The organism is Pseudoalteromonas sp. MMG033 (genome assembly GCF_057197785.1).
Map to the genome: position 1 here is coordinate 2706434 of NZ_CM170070.1, position 19897 is coordinate 2726330.

Below are 19897 nucleotides of genomic sequence, written 5' to 3' on the forward strand. Positions count from 1 at the left end.
TTATAGAGGAGGGGATACTAAAGAGTAATTTATGCGTCGTTAAATTCATTTTTGTTATAGTTTATAACTTCTAACTTTTGGCTATTTTATTAGAAAGATAGTGCTACCACTTGCTTTCAAATAATTAATAAAATTAATTGGTTTGGCGCCTTTTGTAGTTAATTTTAACATTTATAATCTTGTTGATATTTGGAATACCGTATTATTTTATCTACACAGATGCTTTGTATATTTTTCTAAAGCCTTCTTTATATCGCCTTGATAAATTAATTTCATCCCCTGAGGTTAAAGTGATCACGCCATCGCCACTAGAGTTATAGCGCACTGACCTTATTGCTTGGTCATTGATGGCGAAACTGCGATGGACGCGTGTCACATGACTATTTTCTAATTCAGCACATAGTCGGTTTAGTGTGTGCCTCAATGGGTAAACTCGGCCTCGGCTATGTAAATTAACATAGTTCCCACATGCTTCATACCACTGGATATCGGCTACTTTTACTTGGTATTCGCTACCTTGTTTTTTAACAATAAATTGCGTAATTGGCGCAGTGGCTTCTGGCTGTTCAATCGTGTTGAGTTGTGTGCTAATTATCCACTTTGCGCAGTGGTAGCAGACAAAGATACTAACGTAAGTAAGTACATCCTTACGGTACTCGTAAATAAATTCAGTGTAGTAATTTCCAAAGTCATAGTCTCTTCCAAGAAATATGTATACGCCATGTCGGCATAAGACCATAAGCAGCACATGACACAGCGAAAATAAAAAAGAGGTGCTGATGTGAACAGTGAGCTGCTTCAAAAGCCCATTTGCACGAGGCGGAAATCGCTTAAAAAAAATAAATAGAGCAGGCAGCAACAAGAATAATGATAAGGCGCTTGAGTATTGCCATACAAAGGGCTCCCAAAGTTGTATGGTTGCTGTTCCATTTCTAGTTTGCTCTGTCCAATTTGAAAACGCATTGATGGTGTTATTAATCAAAACGTAGAGCACAATGGCTGCGTAGCCACACCAAGTTGTATGTTGCTTTATGATTTTTGTTATCCACATCTCAACTTATCCCTAATTCCCACCGCTCATCACTATATCCATGAATTTCAATAAGCTAGGTGATTTACTTAGGTGGTTATTTAAACATATAAACACCTTAATGTAATCGGAGGATGTATGATTGAGTCGAACTTTTCTCGACAGTGGTATCTAGACTGGGTAAGAGTGGGGGCGTTTGCAATACTCATTTTATATCATGTCGGGATGTACTATGTAGAAGGGTGGGCGTTTCATATTAAAAGTGCGGACACTTCTGTGCTATTACAAGATTTGATGTTGTTAACTAACCCTTGGCGTATGTCTTTACTGTTTTTTATTTCGGGGATTGTATTTGCTTACTGCGAGCGGAAGATGTCGACATGGACTCTGTTTAAGGCGAAATTTATCCGTTTGTTTATACCGCTGATATTTTCCATGTATATCGTAGTTGCGCCGCAATTGTATCTAGAAGCGTCTGGCAAGGGGCTGATAGATATGACATTCATTGAATTTTGGTTCGCTTATATCAACCCCAATACGGTGCTGTTACCTGAATATCAATCTATCATTGGGTTACTAACATGGAATCATCTCTGGTTTTTAGCTTATTTGTGGACATATTGCGTCTGTTTGTTGCTGATCTTTAAACTGCTTCCCGTTCACCATTTCTTTCATTCATGTCTGACGCGACTATCGCCAGCGTTTGCATTTGTGCTTGTGGTCAGCTTTATTTTTTGTGTCTGGTTCAGTTTGCGAGCCAATTATCCATCAACACATGCATTGATTGATGACTGGTATAACCATGGCAAGTACTTTTTCGTCTTCTTTTCTGGATATTGCTTTGCGCTATTGCCACGGTTTAAAGCGAGCGTCATTGCACAGCGCCATATTTTATTGATACTCGCCTTATTGGGATATAGCTTTATTATTATGGATAAGCACGGGGTTTTATATGAACTCGCGCAGCACTTCGATACGAGCATATGGGTAAAGAGCTTGTATGGCGTGCTACTCAGTATCAATCACTGGGCATGGATATTGATGTTGATTGGCTACGGTGCCAAGCATTTGGATAAGCCTAGTAATAAGCTGGCGTATGCAACTGGGGCAATTTTGCCTTGGTATATTCTACATCAAACGCTGATAATGATTGCCGCTGCTTGGCTTAAGCCCTATGGTATATCAATCCTTTGGGAAGGAATATTGATTGTTTTGTTCACTGTGACGGGGTGCTATGTGGGATATGAGATAATAAAGCGCTCTGGTCCAGTTAAACTACTTTTTGGTCTACCGAGTTTATCTAAATAGATTTTCATATCGCCAGTGACATTGCTGGCGATATGCAAATTCACAGGCTTTTGATTTTTTTATCTACTTGGTAGCCCTCGTCCGTTACGATCCTCTCAAGGACTGCAACACGGTCTTTTAAATGTGCGAGCTCAGTTTTGAGCTGATCGCTCTCTTGTTTATTAATCCCACTTTGTTTTTTAGCTTGTAAGTACTTGCCATATAGATCGCTTATCACGCCAAAGCCGACACTAACAAGTACGATTAAAAACACCATAGTTGTACCAGACATAGCCCAATCTCCTTAACTTGAATTGTCTTAATCATAGCCGATATTTGTGTTGAGTATAGTGACAAGTGTCAGATTAAATGTAAGAGAAAGTGAAAGGATGAAGTGAGGGGAATGAGAAAGCTTTGCTATACCCTGCGTATTTAGGGTATAGCAAAATTGATATGCTTTATTCGTAAGAGAGCGGATCTGTAGCTTTATTGAGTTCAAATGCTTCTAAGCGTTCTTGACATGCGCCACATTTACCACACGCCTTTTCACGACCATTATAACAGGTCCATGTATGGCTGTAGTCTAATCCCATGTTTAAGCCATCGGTTAAGATATCGATTTTAGTATTGTTTAAATATGGGCAGACGATCTCTACTTCATCGTAGTTAGCAATACGACATACATCATCCATCTTTTTGACAAATTCAGGTCTACAGTCTGGATAGATTGCGTGATCACCAGAGTGAGCACCATAAAAAACTTTATTGGCCTTTAAAGACACCGCGTAGCCTACAGCCAGAGACAGTAAGATCATATTACGATTTGGCACTATTGTGCTCTTCATGCTTTCCTCTTCGTAGTGGCCTTCAGGCACTTCGATGTCATCGGTTAGCGATGATCCTGCAAGAAGCTGGTTGATTGCAGATATATCAACAATTTTATGTGCTACGTTTAAACTGTCACAGACATTTTTAGCGACTTCTAACTCTTTGACATGTCGTTGTCCATAATTGAAAGACAGCGCATAGACTTCATGACCCTCTTGTAGGGCTTTGTTTAGCACGGTGTAAGAATCCATGCCTCCAGAATAGATAACAACGACTTTTTCGCTCATAAGAGATACCTCGGATAAATGCCTCAGGTTTTGCCTCGATTTTAATAGAGGTTTGCTTCAGGGCGCGATATACTACACGGCCGCTGAAAAAATGACAATTTTAGCAGGTTATTTTCGCAAAATATATTGAGTAGTTTGGAGCTGTTTTGTACAAGATTAATGAAGTTTTTGAAACCATCCAAGGTGAAGCAAGCTTTACGGGCACCCCTTCTATTTTTGTTCGCTTACAAGGTTGTCCTGTAGGATGTGCTTGGTGTGACACAAAGCAAACCTGGGATGTGAATCCAACATATTTGGTGAGCTTGGAGAAAACGGTTGAGAAAAAAGCAGACTCAGAGTGGTGGGCGAATGCCACACCGCAGGAGATAATTACTCAATTTGAAGAGCGTGGTTATACTGCAAAGCACATCGTGATCACCGGCGGGGAGCCTTGCATGTACGACTTGCATGAACTGTGTAATTCACTGCACGACGCAGGATACACCACACAGGTTGAGACCAGTGGTACGTTTGAAGTTTTGGTACCGAAAGAAACTTGGGTAACTGTGTCACCTAAGATTAATATGCGTGGTGGATATGACGTACTGACGTCAGCGATGCAAAGAGCGGATGAGATAAAACACCCAGTAGCCATGCAAAAGCACATTGATGAGCTAGAAGCCTTGTTTGAGCAAACAGGGGTACGGCCTAAACTGATTTACTTGCAACCAATAAGTCAAAAAGCCAAAGCAACTAAATTGGCCATAGACACGTGCGTTAAGAAAAACTGGCGCTTATCAATTCAAGTGCATAAGTATATCGGGATCAACTAACGACCATACATCGGGAAAAGCAGCTGGTGTACAAAGTGTATTTAAAAGCGGTGAAATACCGCTTTTTTGCTTAATAGCATTCAGAGCTTCCCATCTCGATTATGCGTTCGGTTTCTCCGCTGTTATTAAAAATATATAAGCCTTTATTAATATCGTTGAGTATTTGACGCCACTTGTCTTTCTTTTTGCTCAGGGCAAAGAATAAGTTGTTATAGCGCAGTGCGGGTTCAACATCTTCTAGTGCACGTAATAGGGTGACCTTTTCTGATTTAGAAAGGTTTGAGTAACTTACAGTAAAGCGCAAGACTTTAGGGTCCCCAATGATCAGATCAACCCGCTTGCCCACCAATAGCTTAACCAGTTGTAAGTCATCCACGGCTTTGACTATCACAAATTCACCATTGTCCATCATAGCGTCAAACTCAGGTGTATTTTGATAACCTCGTACCACTCCTATGGTGGTTCCTTTTAGATCATTGAGATTCCCTTTAAACTTGTCGCGCTCGCCACGGCGTTTAATAAAACCAATTTCTCCACCTGGGTATGCATTTGATAATGCCAGTAGTTCTCTTCTGGTCTTATTTGGAAAATTATCAGAGGGGGATGCATCTTCGATGAAATATTCAGGAAACAAAATATCAGCTTGGCCAGACTCTACCGCCTTGACCGCTCTGGCCCATGGTAAAAACTCAACATAAACTGGGTAACCTTGGTCAACCAGCAACGCGATAGTAAACTGAAACACCCAGCCTTTATTGCATAATTGATCGCCGATATAGGGCGGCCAGTCTAGGGTAACGAGATGAAGCTGTTCTTTGCTCGGGGTTTTACTGAATAAATAGCCATTTTTATATGACTCGCCAGCAATCATTTGATATTGCCCAGATTTGAAGAAGCCGACTTGTAAATTTGCATTCACAAGAGCGGAAAACAGAATAGAAAAGCCAAAAATTAGGCTCGTTACAAACTTCATGTGACTAAATCCTATTTAAATACTACTTTTTCTGTTCTACATATCAGTGCCGAGTAGGCGATAAGTCGACAACTGCACAATATAAACAGAGTTTCATGACGCCATTGATATAAGTGTTTTAATTTTCACAGTAAAAACATAGACAACGATTAGCTGTGAAGACAGGTGTATTGTTTATTTACTTAGTCTAGTCAGGATCTTGAGAAAGGTGAAAGAGAATGTAATCAGATTAAAAGGCCAGCGAGTTGCTGGCCTGGAGATTTATCAGTGACTTACTGAACAAGCTCTTGCTCGCTGAACTCATCAGCAAACATTGGGCTAGATAAATAACGTTCAGTTGCACTTGGTAGAATGACGACGATGTTTTTGTCAGCATTTTCAGGTCTTTCTGCAATACGTTTTGCAGCAACCACAGCGGCACCAGAAGAAATACCTACTAGAATACCTTCGTCTTTCATTAATTGGTGTGCCATCGCGATTGCATCTTCATTAGATACTAGCTCTGCGCCATCAATTAATTCTAAATCTAGGTTACCTGGGATAAAGCCTGCACCGATACCTTGGATTTTGTGAGGGCCTGGTTTTACTTCTTCGCCAGCAAGTGTTTGAGAAATTACTGGAGAGTCACTTGGCTCAACAGCGATTGATTTAACATCAAGGCCTTTTTCAGTTTTTAGATAACGGCTCACACCTGAAATAGTACCACCAGTGCCAACACCTGCTACGAAATAATCGATATTGCCTTCTAATGCATCGAAGATTTCAGGACCTGTTGTTTCGAAGTGGATTTTCGGGTTAGCTGGGTTTTCAAACTGCTGTAAAAGTACGTACTTCTCAGGATCGCTTGCTAAAATTTCGTTCGCTTTTTCGATTGCGCCTTTCATGCCTTTAGCACCTTCAGTCAGTACTAAATTTGCGCCTAATGCTTTTAATAGCTTACGACGCTCAAGGCTCATTGTATTTGGCATAGTTAATGTAAGTTTGTAACCGCGAGATGCAGCAACAAAAGCCAGCGCAATACCTGTGTTGCCAGAAGTCGGCTCAATTAGTTCTTTACCTTCACCAAGTAAACCTTGTTTTTCAGCTTCCCAAATCATAGAAGCGCCAATACGGCACTTAACGCTGAAGCTTGGGTTGCGTGACTCAACTTTTGCGTACACGTTACCACCAGTAACACGGTTAAGTTTAACGATTGGTGTTTGGCCTATTGCTAGGCTGTTATCTGAAAATACTTTTGACATAATGTTCCCTTGAAATGAGCTTAGGACTATTCGTAATATTTAATATAGCCACACTTTACTGGTCATATAGCAAAACAAGAAGTAAAGAATGGCTATAAGATATATTAAAAAAGCTTATAGCTATAACGAATAAAAAACAATCTATTAATTACCATGAGGAATTAAGAGTTTGGCAATTTAACGTAGCCACGCATAGCTGAATTTGGCAAAGAAGGTTTTACTGTCTTTGGTGATATTACTCAGGTCATCATCTTTGTAGCCGCTATCAGAGTAGCCAACAAAGAGTACGGTTTCTGGATTGAGTTTGTAGGCATACAATAATTGCGTGCTTAGCTTTTTGTATTGGCTATCAACATCGTCGATATACTTTTGCTGGCTGCGCTCTATGTCTAGATTGATCAAGGCTAATCTCACATAGCTGTTGATGCCAAATTGATAAGTAAATCTTGCATCAGATAAACTCGCTGTGTAGACATTGTCGCCTTCATGCTCTAATCGCTCATAGGTGTGGCGCAGCTTGACTTCAAAATGGCGGCCTAAATTAAAATCGAGCGTAGGCTTGACAATATATCTCTGACCTAACCGGTTATTCGCAATGTCTAACTTATTACCTGTGTTGAGTGTTAGGCCTGCAAATACACCCGCTTTGGGCTTCATTTCCAAATACATCCACTGAAAGTTTTCAGTAAACATATCGGTATTGCCATCGATATTGAGCAGTGATTCGTCATGTCGCTGGCCAGTACGCTTTCTATGATCAAAACCAAATTGAATGGTACTTTGCAGTGGGCCTTGTACTTTGAAATTAGACTGCACTTCTTTTTCTAACAGTTCGCCATCTTCATTATGCGTGATATCCCAATCACTATACCAATTGGCTCGGTTCCACCAATTGCCCTCGTCTCCATACCAGCGATACTCAAATCCAGTCACGAATTTATTAAAGTCGACTTGAGAAACAAAGCCTAAGTCAGCACGCATCGCACTGTCGTAATTGCGGTAGGAGCCAAATGCTCGCCAGTGTTTACGGTTATGCTCATAGCTGGCGTAGTAACCAGTACCTCTTTGCTCGTCTTGGTTTTGGACACGCAAAACACTTTCATCAATGTCACATGACTCGATTGGGTCGTCATCACATAGCTCATTTATGAAGTGTTGGTCATATTGCGTGTCAGTGCCGATGGCCTGCAACTTAACTGTATCGTGTTTGGTAGGGCGGTATTTTGCGTCAATACTTATAAGGTGATTTTGGTAGTCTTCACTTTGCCTTAATGTGCTGGTGGCACCGACAGAGAGTTCATCTCCCTTATCGTAGCGATATCTAAAAGCAGCGTTTTCACTCTTTTGCTCAAGAGACACGATGCTTGAGCCAAGGTTGCCTGGGATTAACACATGTGTCGCATCATCATTAGCAATAAACCCAGCAAACGTGTGTCCGCTTTGGCTACTGGTTGCCTTTACACCATAGTCTGGTGCAGATACGTTACGTGTATGGACTAAGTTGAGATGAGACGAGAAATAGTCACTGTTTTCTAAGAAAAACGCACGTTTTTCTGGGAAGAATAAACTAAAACTATTATTAACGCTCAGTTGCCCTGTATCTGCTTCGACCTGAGAAAAGTCTGGGTTAAGGGTTAAATTTAACGTGGTGTCGGGGGTGACTGCCCATTTTACATCTAAACCTGGGTCGTAACTTGTTTCACTTTCAAAGTCTGGGACACTTGCACCATCAATATCCCGAGTTTGAGAGTGTGTGACAGCGAGTGCGGGTGTAATAGTGAGGTTGCTACTTTGCTTGGCAGACGCAAACCCGCTTACCGTAGGCATTTGGCATATCCAACAGCTATTATTATGATCTAACTGCATATTGGAAATTCTCAGGCGCTCATTCCTCGGTAAAAAGCGTAAAAACTCCATCGCCATTTTTTTACTGCCCGCTGAATCATTGAAGTTGAGCACTCGAAGCGGGATCTTGACCTCTACGCGATAACCGTCTTCCGTAATTTCCCCTTTACTTGACCAGATACCATGCCATGACGCGTTATCGTTTTTGGTTAGCTCATTTTCAATTGAGTCCATCTGCACGCCAAGTGGATTAATAAAAAATTGATAAGCATTTTGGCTAGAATTGAGCGAGTCTATTTTTATACCAACCAAATCGTCGTTCCAAATTTTATCCCTGTCTCTGTAGTGCGCTCTAATTTCTTCCGGTTTTGCATCTTTGGCAATAAAGGCGATGTAGAGTGCTTCGCCATTTTCATATACATATGCTGCTGTTGTTACTGGGCTCGGTGTGTTGTCATGGGGCCAAGTGACATTATTTATTGTAATTTCTTTTGCTGATTGCCAAACTGCCTCATTGATTTTGCCATCAATGGAAGCTGCTTGTGCAATATAAGGGATTTCAATGGTTTGTGGCGCTGCCGTACTATTAAATGACAACAACAACGCGCATGTAAGGCTGGTACTTCTAAACATGATAGGTGATTTTTTCGCAGAAACTTTAGGGTGTTAATTTAATAATAATAGTATAAAAGCAACAATTCATTATCGTTGAACAGCGTTAATATCGGGTGAAATCAAGTGAACATACTTAACTTAAAGTATCGTATTTGTATACCTAAGAGGTAAAAGCTGGTAAAAAGGGGGTTGGTTTAAATGTAGATCGGGCAAACTATGTCTCTAATAATAAAACTCATCGCCGGTATCCTAGGCGGTATCTTGGCAGGTTTGTACTTGCCTTTGGGTCTGACTGAGCTGTTATATACAGCGAAAGTGATTATAGGCCAGCTAATTAGCTTTACAATTCCTTTGATTATCTTATTTTTTATCGCATCTGGTATTGCCGGTTTACCTAAAACGTCTGGACATCTTTTAGGTAAGACGGTCGGCTTTGCATATAGTTCTACGGTGATTGCCGGTACGCTTGCTGTGCTACTCGTATTATTTGCCACTGGTTTCTTTGAAGGCAGTATCGTCTATGAGGCGGCTAAGGGTGCTGAACTCACAGGGTATATTCAGTTAGAAATTCCACCAATTATGAGTGTAATGACGGCATTAGCCGCTGCGTTTATTTTTGGTATCGGCATTAGTCAATTAAACTTAGGCCAATTGAAGGATGTGGTAGACCAAGGTCGAGATGTAATTGATGCTTTGTTGGCCAAAGTCATTATTCCTGCATTACCGTTTTATATTGCGGGTGTATTTGCTGAAATGGCCGTTGCTGGCACGGTTGTTGATACACTCAGTACATTTGGTGTGGTTTTAGTGGCTGCGGTTGGTATGCATTGGCTATGGCTTACAACATTATTTATTGTAACAGGGCTTATGTTAAAGCGAAGCCCGTTGGAGTTGGTCAAAAATATGTTGCCGGCTTATTTCACCGCAATTGGTACTATGTCTAGTGCAGCAACCATCCCGGTTTCATTGAGAGCGAGTAAAGCAAATGGTGTTTCGGAAGAAGTGGCAAACTTTTCTGTTCCCTTATGTGCTACAATTCATTTATCCGGTTCAACGATAACGATTGTGACATGTGCTATGGCGGTGATGTTTTTATCGCCAACAATGGCTATTCCATCATTACTAGAAATGTTGCCGTTCATATTTATGCTTGGGGTTGTTATGATTGCAGCGCCTGGCGCACCTGGTGGTGCGGTCATGTCGGCACTGGGCTTGTTAACGTCGATGCTTGGTTTTGATGAAAGTGCGATTGCATTGATGATTGCACTTTATCTTGCGCAAGACAGCTTCGGTACTGCTTGTAATGTGACGGGTGATGGTGTGATTGCATTGTGGGTGAACCGATTCTCTGAAAAAGCAGAGTAGCCAATATGAAATCTAGTAATATAGTCGTATATTAGCAGATTGGCTTAATGTAACTGATTATGCTTTGCGAAATTATATGTTAATCTCGCAAAGCAAATCGAAAAGATTTTTTACCAAGGGCTAGCGTGAGGATGTTCCATTGATTAACGTACTTTTAGTTGATGATCATGAACTTGTAAGGACTGGAATTAAGCGTATCTTAGATGATGTGCGTGGTTTCAAGGTGGTCGGAGAGGCTAAAACTGGGGAAGAAGCGGTTACTTTTTGCCGTCAAAATGAACCTGATATCGTATTAATGGACATGAATATGCCGGGGATCGGTGGCTTAGAAGCGACGAAGAAAATCTGTCGTTATTGCCCTGATGTGAAGGTAATAGTACTCACTGTACACTGTGAAGACCCATTTCCAAGCAAAGTGATGCAAATTGGTGCACATGGATATTTAACCAAAAGTGCAGGTCCTGATGAAATGATCAATGCGATCCGCTCTGTCAACTCAGGCCAGCGTTACATAGCGCCTGAAATCGCACAGCAAATTGCATTGGCCCAGTTCAGTGGCAAAGTGGATGAAAACCCATTTCAGTCATTGTCAGATCGAGAACTGCAAATTATGCTCATGATCACCAAAGGTGAGAAAGCACAAGATATTGCCGAGCGATTAAATTTAAGCTCTAAAACAGTGAATAGTTATCGTTATAGAATGTTTGAAAAATTAGATGTCAGTGGCGATGTAGAGCTGACTCATTTAGCGATTCGTCATAAAATGATTGATATTGATAGTTCACGTTAATCAACTTCATTTGAATGGCTGATTTTGATCACAAATCGTTTTTAAAAACATTGTCTACAGAACCTGGTGTTTATCGTATGTATGATAAAGAGCACCAGGTGATATATGTTGGTAAAGCTAAAAATTTAAAAAAGCGAGTAAGCAGTTACTTTCGCTCAAATATCCCTGATAGTAAAACGCGTGTACTAGTGAGTAACATCGATAATATCGAAGTTACGCTGACAAATACTGAAACTGAAGCGCTGTTACTCGAAAATAACTTAATAAAAAAATACCAGCCTAGATACAATATCTTACTTCGAGACGATAAGTCGTATCCCTACATTCTTCTGACCGATCACAAACATCCACGGATTGCATTTCATCGTGGGGCTCGAAAACAAAAGGGCGAGTATTTCGGCCCGTTTCCTAGTAGCGCAGCTGTTTCAGAAAGCTTGCGTCTAATGCAAAAAATATTTCCAGTTCGCCAATGTGAAGATGCGTATTATCGCGCTCGAAGCAGGCCTTGCTTGCAATATCAATTAAAGCGTTGCTCAGCGCCGTGCGTTGATAAAGTGTCGCAAGGTGAATATGCTGAGCAAGTCGATTTAGTTAGGCAGTTTTTGAGTGGCAAATCTCATTTAGTTATAGAGTCCCTGGTGAGCAAAATGGAAAGTGCGAGTATGGCACTCAACTTTGAGGCGGCCGCTAAGTATCGAGACCAAATAGCGCTATTAAGACAAATGCAGGAACAGCAATCTGTTGCTGGTAATTTTGCAGAAATGGATGTGATTGGTTTTGCACAGCGTAATGGTTTGTCTGCAATCCATATGTTGATGATCCGCGATCATAAGATTTTAGGCAGTAAAACGTATTTTCCAAAGGTACCAAAGGATTCTTCAGAGGATGAAATCTTAACTTCTTTTGTCGGGCAGTATTATGTGTCGAACGGTTCTAATGCACGAATTGCGAATGATATCGTGTTGCCATTTGAGTTGTCTGAGCAAAAAGAGCTGACAGAGGCGCTTACACAGCTTGCACAGCGCAAAGTACATGTGCGAACGAATGTTCGGGCCGAGCGGGCAAATTACTTAGCATTAGCAACTAAAAATGCCATGAATAGTATTATGGTGAAACAAAGCACACAGGATGCCGTCAGCAAACGTTACGCTTTATTGAAAGAAGCGGTGGGGTTAGCTGATATTAATCGCATGGAGTGTTTCGATATCAGTCACACGATGGGGGAAAATACCGTCGCCTCTTGTGTTGTATTTGATGCACAAGGCCCCAATACAAGAGAGTATCGCCGCTATAATGTCACCGGTATTACGCCAGGAGATGATTATGCTGCAATGGACTTTGCATTGAATAAGCGCTACTCAAAAGTCACAGAGGAGTCCAAAGTACCAGACATCATCTTTATTGATGGGGGAAAAGGTCAGTTAGCGAGAGCAGAAGCCTTTTTTGAGCATTGGCAATTGGAAAAAATGCCGATGCTGATTGGTGTTGCAAAAGGCACAAGTCGCAAACCGGGGTTGGAAACTTTGTTGTTTGATGCAGGCCGTAAAACAATTAATTTAGAAAGTGACTCACCTGCATTGCACTTAATACAGCATATTAGAGATGAGTCGCACCGCTTTGCCATTGCTGGTCATCGCAATAAGAGACAAAAACAAAGAACTCAGTCTGTGTTAGAAGAAATAGGTGGAGTAGGGAATAAACGTCGTCAAGCGTTATTGAAGTATTTAGGAGGGTTACAGGGCGTTAAATCTGCAAACATTCAACAATTAGGGCAAGTACCTGGGATCAGTCCGCAGTTGGCTGAAAAGATATTTAACCATTTGCATGACAAAGCTTGATACTTCATGCGAACATATAAAAAAAGTTTTCTTTAAGTAGTTATGTGGAATATTCCAAACACGTTAACAACATTTAGGTTGTTTCTCATCCCAGTATTTGCTGTGGTGTTTTATTTACCGTATTCATGGGCATTTTTTGCTGCTGCATTTATTTTTTGGCTTGCGTCTGTGACAGATATTTTAGATGGTTATTTGGCACGCAAATTAAATCAGTCTACACCTTTTGGTGCTTTTTTAGATCCAGTCGCTGATAAGGTCATGGTGAGCGTTGCGCTTGTGATGATTGCTGCTCATTATCAAAATGTATGGATCACATTTGCTGCAGTTGTGATTATTAGTCGTGAAATAGTCATATCAGCCCTTCGAGAGTGGATGGCTGGGATTGGTAAAAGAGCAAGCGTAGCTGTGTCTTCTTTGGGTAAGTTTAAAACTGCCGCGCAGATGTTGGCGATAATAGGATTAATTTGGCAGTTTTCACCTTGGATGTTGATGCTTAGTTATATGCTATTAGCAACAGCTACCTTATTGACGATAGTCTCTATGATGCAGTATCTGAATGCTGCCAAGAGCGAATTGCTCAAATCTTAATTGATATTGAGCAATTATAGGTCGGTTTAGATAAAAAATAAGCAAACAGTTAAAAACATTCATTTTTTATATTGACGCAATCAAGAAGTTCTGTAGAATGCGTCCGTGTTGAGAGACAACAGTCATCAAAACGAAACGTAGCTAAAGCACTTTAACCTGCTTAGCTGATGTTGCGAGTATAGCTCAGCTGGTAGAGCGCGACCTTGCCAAGGTCGAGGTCACGAGTTCGAACCTCGTTACTCGCTCCAAATTTTGATGCTGGATTGACGGCGGAATGGCAGAGTGGCCATGCAGCGGATTGCAAATCCGTCTACCTCGGTTCGACTCCGGGTTCCGCCTCCATTTTCTCAATATTATCCACATGCGAAAGCAACCCGATGCCCGGGTGGTGGAATTGGTAGACACAAGGGATTTAAAATCCCTCGCTGGTAACAGCGTGCCGGTTCAAGTCCGGCCCCGGGCACCATTTATTGTGCGAGTATAGCTCAGCTGGTAGAGCGCGACCTTGCCAAGGTCGAGGTCACGAGTTCGAACCTCGTTACTCGCTCCAACTTTATTTTAAGGTTGGCTTTTGCAAAACCCGATGCCCGGGTGGTGGAATTGGTAGACACAAGGGATTTAAAATCCCTCGCTGGTAACAGCGTGCCGGTTCAAGTCCGGCCCCGGGCACCACTTATTTATAAGTGAATATGCGAGTATAGCTCAGCTGGTAGAGCGCGACCTTGCCAAGGTCGAGGTCACGAGTTCGAACCTCGTTACTCGCTCCAACTCTTTCAGAGTTTGGCGGAATGGCAGAGTGGCCATGCAGCGGATTGCAAATCCGTCTACCTCGGTTCGACTCCGGGTTCCGCCTCCATTTACTCCACAATTTCTACATCAGTAGACATCCGATGCCCGGGTGGTGGAATTGGTAGACACAAGGGATTTAAAATCCCTCGCTGGTAACAGCGTGCCGGTTCAAGTCCGGCCCCGGGCACCACTTTACTCCATATTACTTCTCTGTATTATTTCAAGACTAGATATATTTTTCGTAATGCAACGGTTAGTTTTCCAGCATAGTTGTGTAAAATTACATGGGAGGGTATAAATAGTGGCGTATAAACGTGAATAATCAACGGGTGAGCCCCCGTTGATTGGTTAATTCACAGCGAATAGGAGTCATTTGTTAAATTATAATTGAGTCAGCATAATTTAAATTGGTTACCTAACAGTCCTTTTTAGTTAGGTAGTGAGAAAAACTCTAACATCAGTTTAAAGTGCCCAGTTCCGAAATATTCACTCGATATGATCTTACCATGACCACTTACGTAATCGCCTTCATATGAATGTACAAGTTCTCCCTCCATGACGACTTGTCGACTATTTTTAGCCCAGTAAATTCTAATACCTTGCTTGGTTCCTCTAAAAGTATCAAAGTAGTCATTAAATTCACGCTCTTTGCCTTTTAAGGGGTTTAATTCGAAGTCAACGTTCTCACTTAATTCCTGCCCATATGAACTAAAGACAGCCAGTTGAAAGGTATCATTGATGATGGTATCAAAATCCCACCATGGCTTGTCTGAGGACTTTAACTCGGAACTTGCAGCAAGCAATGGCACTTCAAAGCTTAATGCTTTGACCCCCTGTTCTGTTGACTTTTGCTGATTATAGATCCGCTCAATAATTGCGATTTCTTGAGGGGTGAGGGCATGGTCTTCTTCATGCTCATACTCCGTAATTGATTTTGCAATGAGGTGATCTTCAAGCGACTCTAATACCTTGTCTGTGATCTTAACCTTATTCATACCGATATCGTCTCATTTATTTTATTGCTGTGAGTGAGAAAGTATATGTCGAAGTCCACTTGCGGACTGTTGCCTATTTCTAAGCTCAAACCGGACTCTTCGACTCGTTTTGATAATTTACTAACAAATCTTGAAATATAGGTGATAGCGGCATTGCCTTTGAAGCCATGACGCTCACCCAGTTGCTTCTGAGTAAGTGCATTTTGTCTAAAAGACAGTGAAAAAAAGTCATAAAACAGTGCTTGCTTTTTCTTGTCTTCTTCTTGTGCGATCGTTTCCAATAAAAGATTGATAAATAACCGTGCATTTTTATCCATTTTAGCCACTTGATCAGGGGAAGGCTGATCACTTGGCATTAACTCATAAATATTACTGCTTGAACCATCTGCATTATTGTTGCTCTCGTAGAGGTGAACAATTTGTACTGAACGCCCTTCCTCGGGCGCTTTAGCTTGCTCCGAAGCAGACTTTCTGCGATACGTGACATTACTTCCCATATCTAAATAGACGCTTTCAAATGCGCGATATGTATAAGCTTTTAAAACATGATTAAAATCTTTTTGAGCATTGAGCTTTTGTTTATCGCTATTACTACAAGAGCTATTGTTATCCTCTTGTTTTGTCGCTTTTATCACTTTTAACAATGTCTCTTGAATTAGTGCTTCAGTGTCGATCCTATGATCAGTAATCGCTTTTTTCCGAAGCAAAAACTTTATAAACTTATATGCTTCTTGTACGGCTTGTTTGTTATCAAACCACATCCATACCCCCTTTGATTGTTGCTGTATCCCTTATATCATTCGTTTCTTTTACACTACTAGGAATAGCCTGAAAACTGCTTGCGATATAACAACTTCTCTGTAAGTTTCAGCATATTGTTTTTATTCCTAATGGATGTTATCAAGGATTGTTGCCATTTTAGTTACACTTAAGTAGTTCTATATAGTGTTCAAATTTATTTTTTGCTTTTTGCCATTGAATACTGGTATGAGACTGCAGGAATTTGTCCGAAAGAGTCTTCCCAGATAAAAAATAATCGCAGGCGCTGTCAATTTCACCGATTTCTGATGCAATATAGCCAAGATTAAATAGCTTCTTACGGTAGCTAACTTGATAACCTTGGTTGTTTGGTGTCGCTTCAGTTAAATGCAATGCGTATTGTTTTGCTTGCTCAAGATGAGATTGTGCGGATTTCTTCTCGCCTTGATTGTATAAATGAATAGCCACTTTTGAATAAGCACCTTGCAAAAGGCTTATAAAATCAAGGTTCTGTGTATCTTGACTGTGTAGCAGTTTCGCAGCTTTGAGTGCCTTTTCATAGTACTGAGCACTTTGCTCGATTTGATTCATTTGTGTAAAATAATCAGCATAGGCCATGTACAACTCTATACTATGCCCCTGCCAATCTATGTTGCTGTCATTTAATACACGTAGTTTTCTAGTTATGTCCAAACCTTCTAAGAAGTGTGTTTGGGCTTCGACTAAGTAGCCTTGCTTTAATTTGCTACTACCCAACCTACTTGCTAAGAGCAATTGAGCGACTTGCACATGAATATTATCAGGATCTTTAATTGAGTAGAGCTTTACTAATTCATGAGCATGATTATAGAACCGGTTCGCTTCTACTTGGTTACTACTGTTTTCAGCTAAGTTAATATATATCCTGAGTAAATTGTATTGAGAGATTAAATGGTTTGGATCTTTGGTTAACTGCTTTTCTAGGGCGGTTTTTGCCCGGAGTAAAAAGTCACTGGCCTGCTGTTCAGAAGGCGCTGTTTTAGCTAGATTTCTATAAGTATTAATCCTGACAATATTGTAGGCTGATTCAAGGCTGTCTGAAGGAACTTGATTGTCGAGTAATTGTAGTGCTTCACCGTATTTAGCGGCGGCAAGATTAAGATCTCCTTCCCAAAGCGCCATAAAAGCAATTTGGGAGACAAGTCTTGCTTCTATAAGTGCAGATGCGGGATCTGACGGCAAATACTGTACTTGCTCTAAAGCACGTTCTAAATAGGTTTTCGCCTCTTCATTTCGGCCTTGCTTTATCAACAAACTACCAAACTCGTAGTTGAAGGAGATGGTCAGCTGTAAGTTTTTTTGATCACCACTTCCAATCTTGGTAATTTTACTCTCTAATTCTGCGAGTATTTGTTGTATTTCATCAATATGCGTGGAGTCATCTTGTCTTAAAACTTTTACCTTGATTAACAAAATTCGCAGCTTATCAGTGTCATCTAGCGGTATGCTATCGACACTAGAAACGAGCTTTGTTATGTGGTTATTGAGATATTTACGTTGGAATGTGGGCAAGTATTGCGCCAATACTGGCTCAATTGCATCTATATTAAGCAGTACGTTGTCTTTAAGGTGAGAAAGTGCTTGTGCAGTTTTTTGCTGTTCTGATATTACAAGCTGTTTTTGATGATAAGCAAAAGTAGCGGTACCTAATGCACATAAAAATAGCACACTGGTTGTCAGAAGACGCCTTTTTTGCGTCTTATTCTGCTGTTCTAACGCTGTTTGATAATAGCTTTGAGATGACAGAATATAGTTCTTTGTCGATTGTAGGCTGATAGTACCTGGCTGGCTAAGGTACTTTATGCCATCTTGTAGCTCATGCTTACCTAAAGTGAAGTTATTTTGTTCTTCAGGTTGTGCTGAAAAGTTTTTCCACTGCTTATATTTAGCTTCAATCCCATGAAACCACTGAAGGTATTCTTTTCTGGCACTTAACCAGATGAAAAAACGTGGCCAAATTTGTTGATCAAGTGTACGTTCCTCAGCGATCGAAATTAGGCAATCGTGAGTCAATTTTACGTAAGGGGGCAGTTTATGAGCTTGATGGCGGATAACGAGTTGTTTCTCGATAAGCGCATTGACAAGTTCCAGTAACTGCGGGTTTTCTTGCTCAAGGGCAATAAAGTCAACATGTTTTGAATAGCAAGTACCATTGATATTCACGCCAATAAACAGCTCAAAAAACTGTTCAGTGAGTGGCTCAAATTGCCCTAAAATATATTCAGCTTGCCTGTAGATGACGCCTGTCAATTTATTAAGTTGATTATATTGGCTGAACGTAAGTTTTTTTGGTTGATCACTGTCAATAGCGAGTGCATGCATCTGTGCAAGCAAATATTCTACCGCAGGCAGAGCATGGGACAACTTTAATGCCTCGGTTTGAATTGTTTGAGAAAGCCCTTCTTCCAGTGTAATTCCAAGTGCGGTAGCTTGATTATTTATAATTTTAAGCCAGTCTTCGGCAGTGAGACTATGGGGTACATAGAAGTCTCTCCCCATCATATCTGTGTTATGTAAGTATTCACTTCGTATGCTGACTATTACAGATAAGGGAGTATATTCTGATAGTTTTGCTAAGCTTTGTAGCAGTCGATTATCTGGCTCAATCTCAAAAATTTCTTCGAATTGGTCAATGTACCAAACGTAGGTTGTTTTATGAGCTGTAAGATGAAGCGCGAGTTCATCCAAGAATGTTGTATTTAACTTTAGTAACTCTTCGACAAACTGCTCTAAGCTGACCGACATGGTCTTTAACACCGCTTCAAACCCTGCTTCATTGGAGCAAATAAAGTGTTTTAATAACGATGCACTGCTATCAAAATCTTTTGGTAACCCGATATGCCACTTTACATTTTCGCCTTGTTGAGCGAGTGCAGGCAATAGTCCCGCTTTAATTAAGCTTGATTTTCCGCTCCCAGAAACACCATGTACTTTGATGAGTGACGGCTTATTGTTAAATAAAGCCAACAAATCCGAGGTGAGTGTGTCGCGACCAAAAAAGTAATAAGCATCATGGGGTTCGAAGCTCCTTAAGCCTTTAAAAGTTAATGAGCCTGATTGTTGTGTGCCGTCATATTCTTCACCAAGTAATAGTTGTAGCGCCTCATTTATGTGCTCCACAGGCGATAACTGCCCGCCTAATAACTCGACGTTATGGATGAGATCTTCATCGATTTCATCATGATTGGCACGGGGATAAAAAATAATGAATGGTCCACTATGCCTGTATGTCATTGCATAAAGCGCACCTTCGATTTTGTTATTTATATGGCCAATTGCATGGACGTTACCGCTTGGTGAAACCTCACCAGTGGCGAAACAGGTGTTATTAAATGCGGTTGTTTTTTGTATGTGAGCGCGGTATGCCAGTGCGCAACTGAGCGCATACCCTAATCCAACACTGGTACTATCTTCTTGTAAGTTTACTGTTTGCTGGTTGCTAGTGACCAAATCTAATTCAATAAAGAACTGGTTTTGTTGCCTGTCCAATGGGTTGAGAGACATAAAAGCAGCTTCAGCTGCCATTTCAAAATAGTTGCGCTGTTCTTTGAATTTGTAGCCGAGTGCAAGTATTAAGTCATTGGCAAATTTTACTTTTACCTTTTGGCGATCTTTAGGTTTTATAAATCTGAATTTGGGACTATACGTGTAGCGCTTATCAGATAAAAGAATGTGCATTTTTTTTTGCTCTTATTGGTAAATCGTCTGTCTCACGATCATCACTGCTTTTAAATATTATTTTTAACCCATTGCGCAAGGCAAGTACATAAAAGTCATGCATTGTGAGTCTTGCTGTCTATTAAAACGTGTAATTAG

At 40.8% G+C, this 19897-nt stretch carries 15 protein-coding genes and 8 tRNA genes; 14 read left to right on the plus strand and 9 right to left on the minus strand.

From position 1 onward, the window contains the following. Positions 1-211: 211 nt before the first annotated feature. A complete protein-coding gene (locus AC2CZC_RS11825) occupies positions 212-1051 on the minus strand; it encodes a LytR/AlgR family response regulator transcription factor (RefSeq protein ID WP_484581931.1) in 840 nt (279 codons plus the stop codon). A gap of 117 nt (positions 1052-1168) precedes the next feature. Here AC2CZC_RS11825 and AC2CZC_RS11830 point away from each other — a divergent pair, with 117 nt between their 5' ends. Then, on the plus strand, positions 1169-2338 hold the full coding sequence (locus tag AC2CZC_RS11830; protein ID WP_484581932.1) for an acyltransferase family protein: 1170 nt from the start codon (positions 1169-1171) through the stop codon (positions 2336-2338). A 40-nt stretch (positions 2339-2378) separates the two neighbouring features. Here AC2CZC_RS11830 and AC2CZC_RS11835 read toward each other — a convergent pair whose 3' ends face one another. After that, on the minus strand, positions 2379-2609 hold the full coding sequence (locus AC2CZC_RS11835; RefSeq protein ID WP_063360638.1) for a hypothetical protein: 231 nt from the start codon (positions 2607-2609) through the stop codon (positions 2379-2381). 166 nt (positions 2610-2775) lie between these two features. Further along, on the minus strand, positions 2776-3432 hold the full coding sequence (queC, locus tag AC2CZC_RS11840) for a 7-cyano-7-deazaguanine synthase QueC (protein ID WP_484581933.1): 657 nt from the start codon (positions 3430-3432) through the stop codon (positions 2776-2778). Between the two features lie 146 nt (positions 3433-3578). On the opposite strand from queC, the gene queE reads away from it, so the two are divergent. Further along, a complete protein-coding gene (gene queE / locus AC2CZC_RS11845) occupies positions 3579-4244 on the plus strand; it encodes a 7-carboxy-7-deazaguanine synthase QueE (RefSeq protein WP_484581934.1) in 666 nt (221 codons plus the stop codon). A 70-nt stretch (positions 4245-4314) separates the two neighbouring features. On the opposite strand, the gene AC2CZC_RS11850 is transcribed toward queE, so the two are convergent. From AC2CZC_RS11850 to AC2CZC_RS11860, 3 genes are all read right to left on the minus strand, one after another. Then, positions 4315-5217, minus strand: coding sequence for a substrate-binding periplasmic protein (locus AC2CZC_RS11850; RefSeq protein WP_484581935.1), 903 nt, complete (start codon positions 5215-5217; stop codon positions 4315-4317). 272 nt (positions 5218-5489) lie between these two features. Further along, positions 5490-6458, minus strand: coding sequence for a cysteine synthase A (gene cysK / locus AC2CZC_RS11855; RefSeq protein WP_237135093.1), 969 nt, complete (start codon positions 6456-6458; stop codon positions 5490-5492). A 177-nt stretch (positions 6459-6635) separates the two neighbouring features. After that, positions 6636-8936, minus strand: coding sequence for a carbohydrate binding family 9 domain-containing protein (locus AC2CZC_RS11860; protein ID WP_484581936.1), 2301 nt, complete (start codon positions 8934-8936; stop codon positions 6636-6638). A 198-nt stretch (positions 8937-9134) separates the two neighbouring features. On the opposite strand from AC2CZC_RS11860, the gene AC2CZC_RS11865 reads away from it, so the two are divergent. The 12 genes from AC2CZC_RS11865 (at position 9135) to AC2CZC_RS11920 (ending at position 14478) form a co-directional block, all read left to right on the plus strand. After that, complete coding sequence (locus AC2CZC_RS11865; protein ID WP_484581937.1) at positions 9135-10283, plus strand: dicarboxylate/amino acid:cation symporter; 1149 nt, start codon at positions 9135-9137, stop codon at positions 10281-10283. 139 nt (positions 10284-10422) lie between these two features. Further along, positions 10423-11073, plus strand: a complete 651-nt coding sequence (gene uvrY, locus AC2CZC_RS11870; RefSeq protein ID WP_023398753.1) for a UvrY/SirA/GacA family response regulator transcription factor — start codon at positions 10423-10425, stop codon at positions 11071-11073. A gap of 14 nt (positions 11074-11087) precedes the next feature. Further along, a complete protein-coding gene (gene uvrC / locus AC2CZC_RS11875) occupies positions 11088-12911 on the plus strand; it encodes an excinuclease ABC subunit UvrC (protein WP_484581938.1) in 1824 nt (607 codons plus the stop codon). Positions 12912-12953: 42 nt separating this feature from the next. Continuing rightward, positions 12954-13499 (plus strand): CDP-diacylglycerol--glycerol-3-phosphate 3-phosphatidyltransferase, encoded by a 546-nt coding sequence (gene pgsA / locus AC2CZC_RS11880; RefSeq protein ID WP_484581939.1) that lies wholly within the window; start codon positions 12954-12956, stop codon positions 13497-13499. Positions 13500-13671: 172 nt separating this feature from the next. Beyond that, positions 13672-13747: transfer RNA gene (locus tag AC2CZC_RS11885), tRNA-Gly, on the plus strand. A 20-nt stretch (positions 13748-13767) separates the two neighbouring features. Next, a tRNA-Cys gene (locus AC2CZC_RS11890) sits at positions 13768-13841 on the plus strand. A 37-nt stretch (positions 13842-13878) separates the two neighbouring features. Beyond that, a tRNA-Leu gene (locus AC2CZC_RS11895) sits at positions 13879-13965 on the plus strand. Between the two features lie 8 nt (positions 13966-13973). Next, a tRNA-Gly gene (locus AC2CZC_RS11900) sits at positions 13974-14049 on the plus strand. A gap of 35 nt (positions 14050-14084) precedes the next feature. Further along, positions 14085-14171 (plus strand) — tRNA-Leu (locus tag AC2CZC_RS11905). 19 nt (positions 14172-14190) lie between these two features. Beyond that, positions 14191-14266 (plus strand) — tRNA-Gly (locus tag AC2CZC_RS11910). A 15-nt stretch (positions 14267-14281) separates the two neighbouring features. Continuing rightward, a tRNA-Cys gene (locus AC2CZC_RS11915) sits at positions 14282-14355 on the plus strand. A gap of 36 nt (positions 14356-14391) precedes the next feature. Then, positions 14392-14478 (plus strand) — tRNA-Leu (locus AC2CZC_RS11920). A 238-nt stretch (positions 14479-14716) separates the two neighbouring features. Here AC2CZC_RS11920 and AC2CZC_RS11925 read toward each other — a convergent pair. From AC2CZC_RS11925 to AC2CZC_RS11935, 3 genes are all read right to left on the minus strand, one after another. Beyond that, positions 14717-15283: a hypothetical protein gene (locus tag AC2CZC_RS11925; RefSeq protein ID WP_484581940.1), complete on the minus strand. Its 567-nt coding sequence runs from the start codon at positions 15281-15283 to the stop codon at positions 14717-14719. Beyond that, positions 15280-16044: a hypothetical protein gene (locus AC2CZC_RS11930; RefSeq protein ID WP_484581941.1), complete on the minus strand. Its 765-nt coding sequence runs from the start codon at positions 16042-16044 to the stop codon at positions 15280-15282. The genes AC2CZC_RS11925 and AC2CZC_RS11930 overlap by 4 nt, the downstream gene beginning before the upstream one ends. Before the next feature lie 157 nt (positions 16045-16201). Next, the gene (locus AC2CZC_RS11935; RefSeq protein WP_484581942.1) at positions 16202-19759 is read right to left on the minus strand and encodes an ATP-binding protein; all 3558 of its coding nucleotides are present in this window, start codon (positions 19757-19759) and stop codon (positions 16202-16204) included. Positions 19760-19897 lie beyond the last annotated feature (138 nt).

What these genes read in the sequence shown, in the direction of transcription:
- AC2CZC_RS11825 (WP_484581931.1), bottom strand. Translation starts at nt 1,051, where the DNA reads ATGTGGATAACAAAAATCATAAAGCAACATACAACTTGGTGTGGCTAC.
- AC2CZC_RS11830 (WP_484581932.1), top strand. Translation starts at nt 1,169, where the DNA reads ATGATTGAGTCGAACTTTTCTCGACAGTGGTATCTAGACTGGGTAAGA.
- AC2CZC_RS11835 (WP_063360638.1), bottom strand. Translation starts at nt 2,609, where the DNA reads ATGTCTGGTACAACTATGGTGTTTTTAATCGTACTTGTTAGTGTCGGC.
- queC (WP_484581933.1), bottom strand. Translation starts at nt 3,432, where the DNA reads ATGAGCGAAAAAGTCGTTGTTATCTATTCTGGAGGCATGGATTCTTAC.
- AC2CZC_RS11850 (WP_484581935.1), bottom strand. Translation starts at nt 5,217, where the DNA reads ATGAAGTTTGTAACGAGCCTAATTTTTGGCTTTTCTATTCTGTTTTCC.
- cysK (WP_237135093.1), bottom strand. Translation starts at nt 6,458, where the DNA reads ATGTCAAAAGTATTTTCAGATAACAGCCTAGCAATAGGCCAAACACCA.
- AC2CZC_RS11860 (WP_484581936.1), bottom strand. Translation starts at nt 8,936, where the DNA reads ATGTTTAGAAGTACCAGCCTTACATGCGCGTTGTTGTTGTCATTTAAT.
- AC2CZC_RS11865 (WP_484581937.1), top strand. Translation starts at nt 9,135, where the DNA reads ATGTCTCTAATAATAAAACTCATCGCCGGTATCCTAGGCGGTATCTTG.
- uvrC (WP_484581938.1), top strand. Translation starts at nt 11,088, where the DNA reads ATGGCTGATTTTGATCACAAATCGTTTTTAAAAACATTGTCTACAGAA.
- pgsA (WP_484581939.1), top strand. Translation starts at nt 12,954, where the DNA reads ATGTGGAATATTCCAAACACGTTAACAACATTTAGGTTGTTTCTCATC.
- AC2CZC_RS11925 (WP_484581940.1), bottom strand. Translation starts at nt 15,283, where the DNA reads ATGAATAAGGTTAAGATCACAGACAAGGTATTAGAGTCGCTTGAAGAT.
- AC2CZC_RS11930 (WP_484581941.1), bottom strand. Translation starts at nt 16,044, where the DNA reads ATGTGGTTTGATAACAAACAAGCCGTACAAGAAGCATATAAGTTTATA.
- AC2CZC_RS11935 (WP_484581942.1), bottom strand. Translation starts at nt 19,759, where the DNA reads ATGCACATTCTTTTATCTGATAAGCGCTACACGTATAGTCCCAAATTC.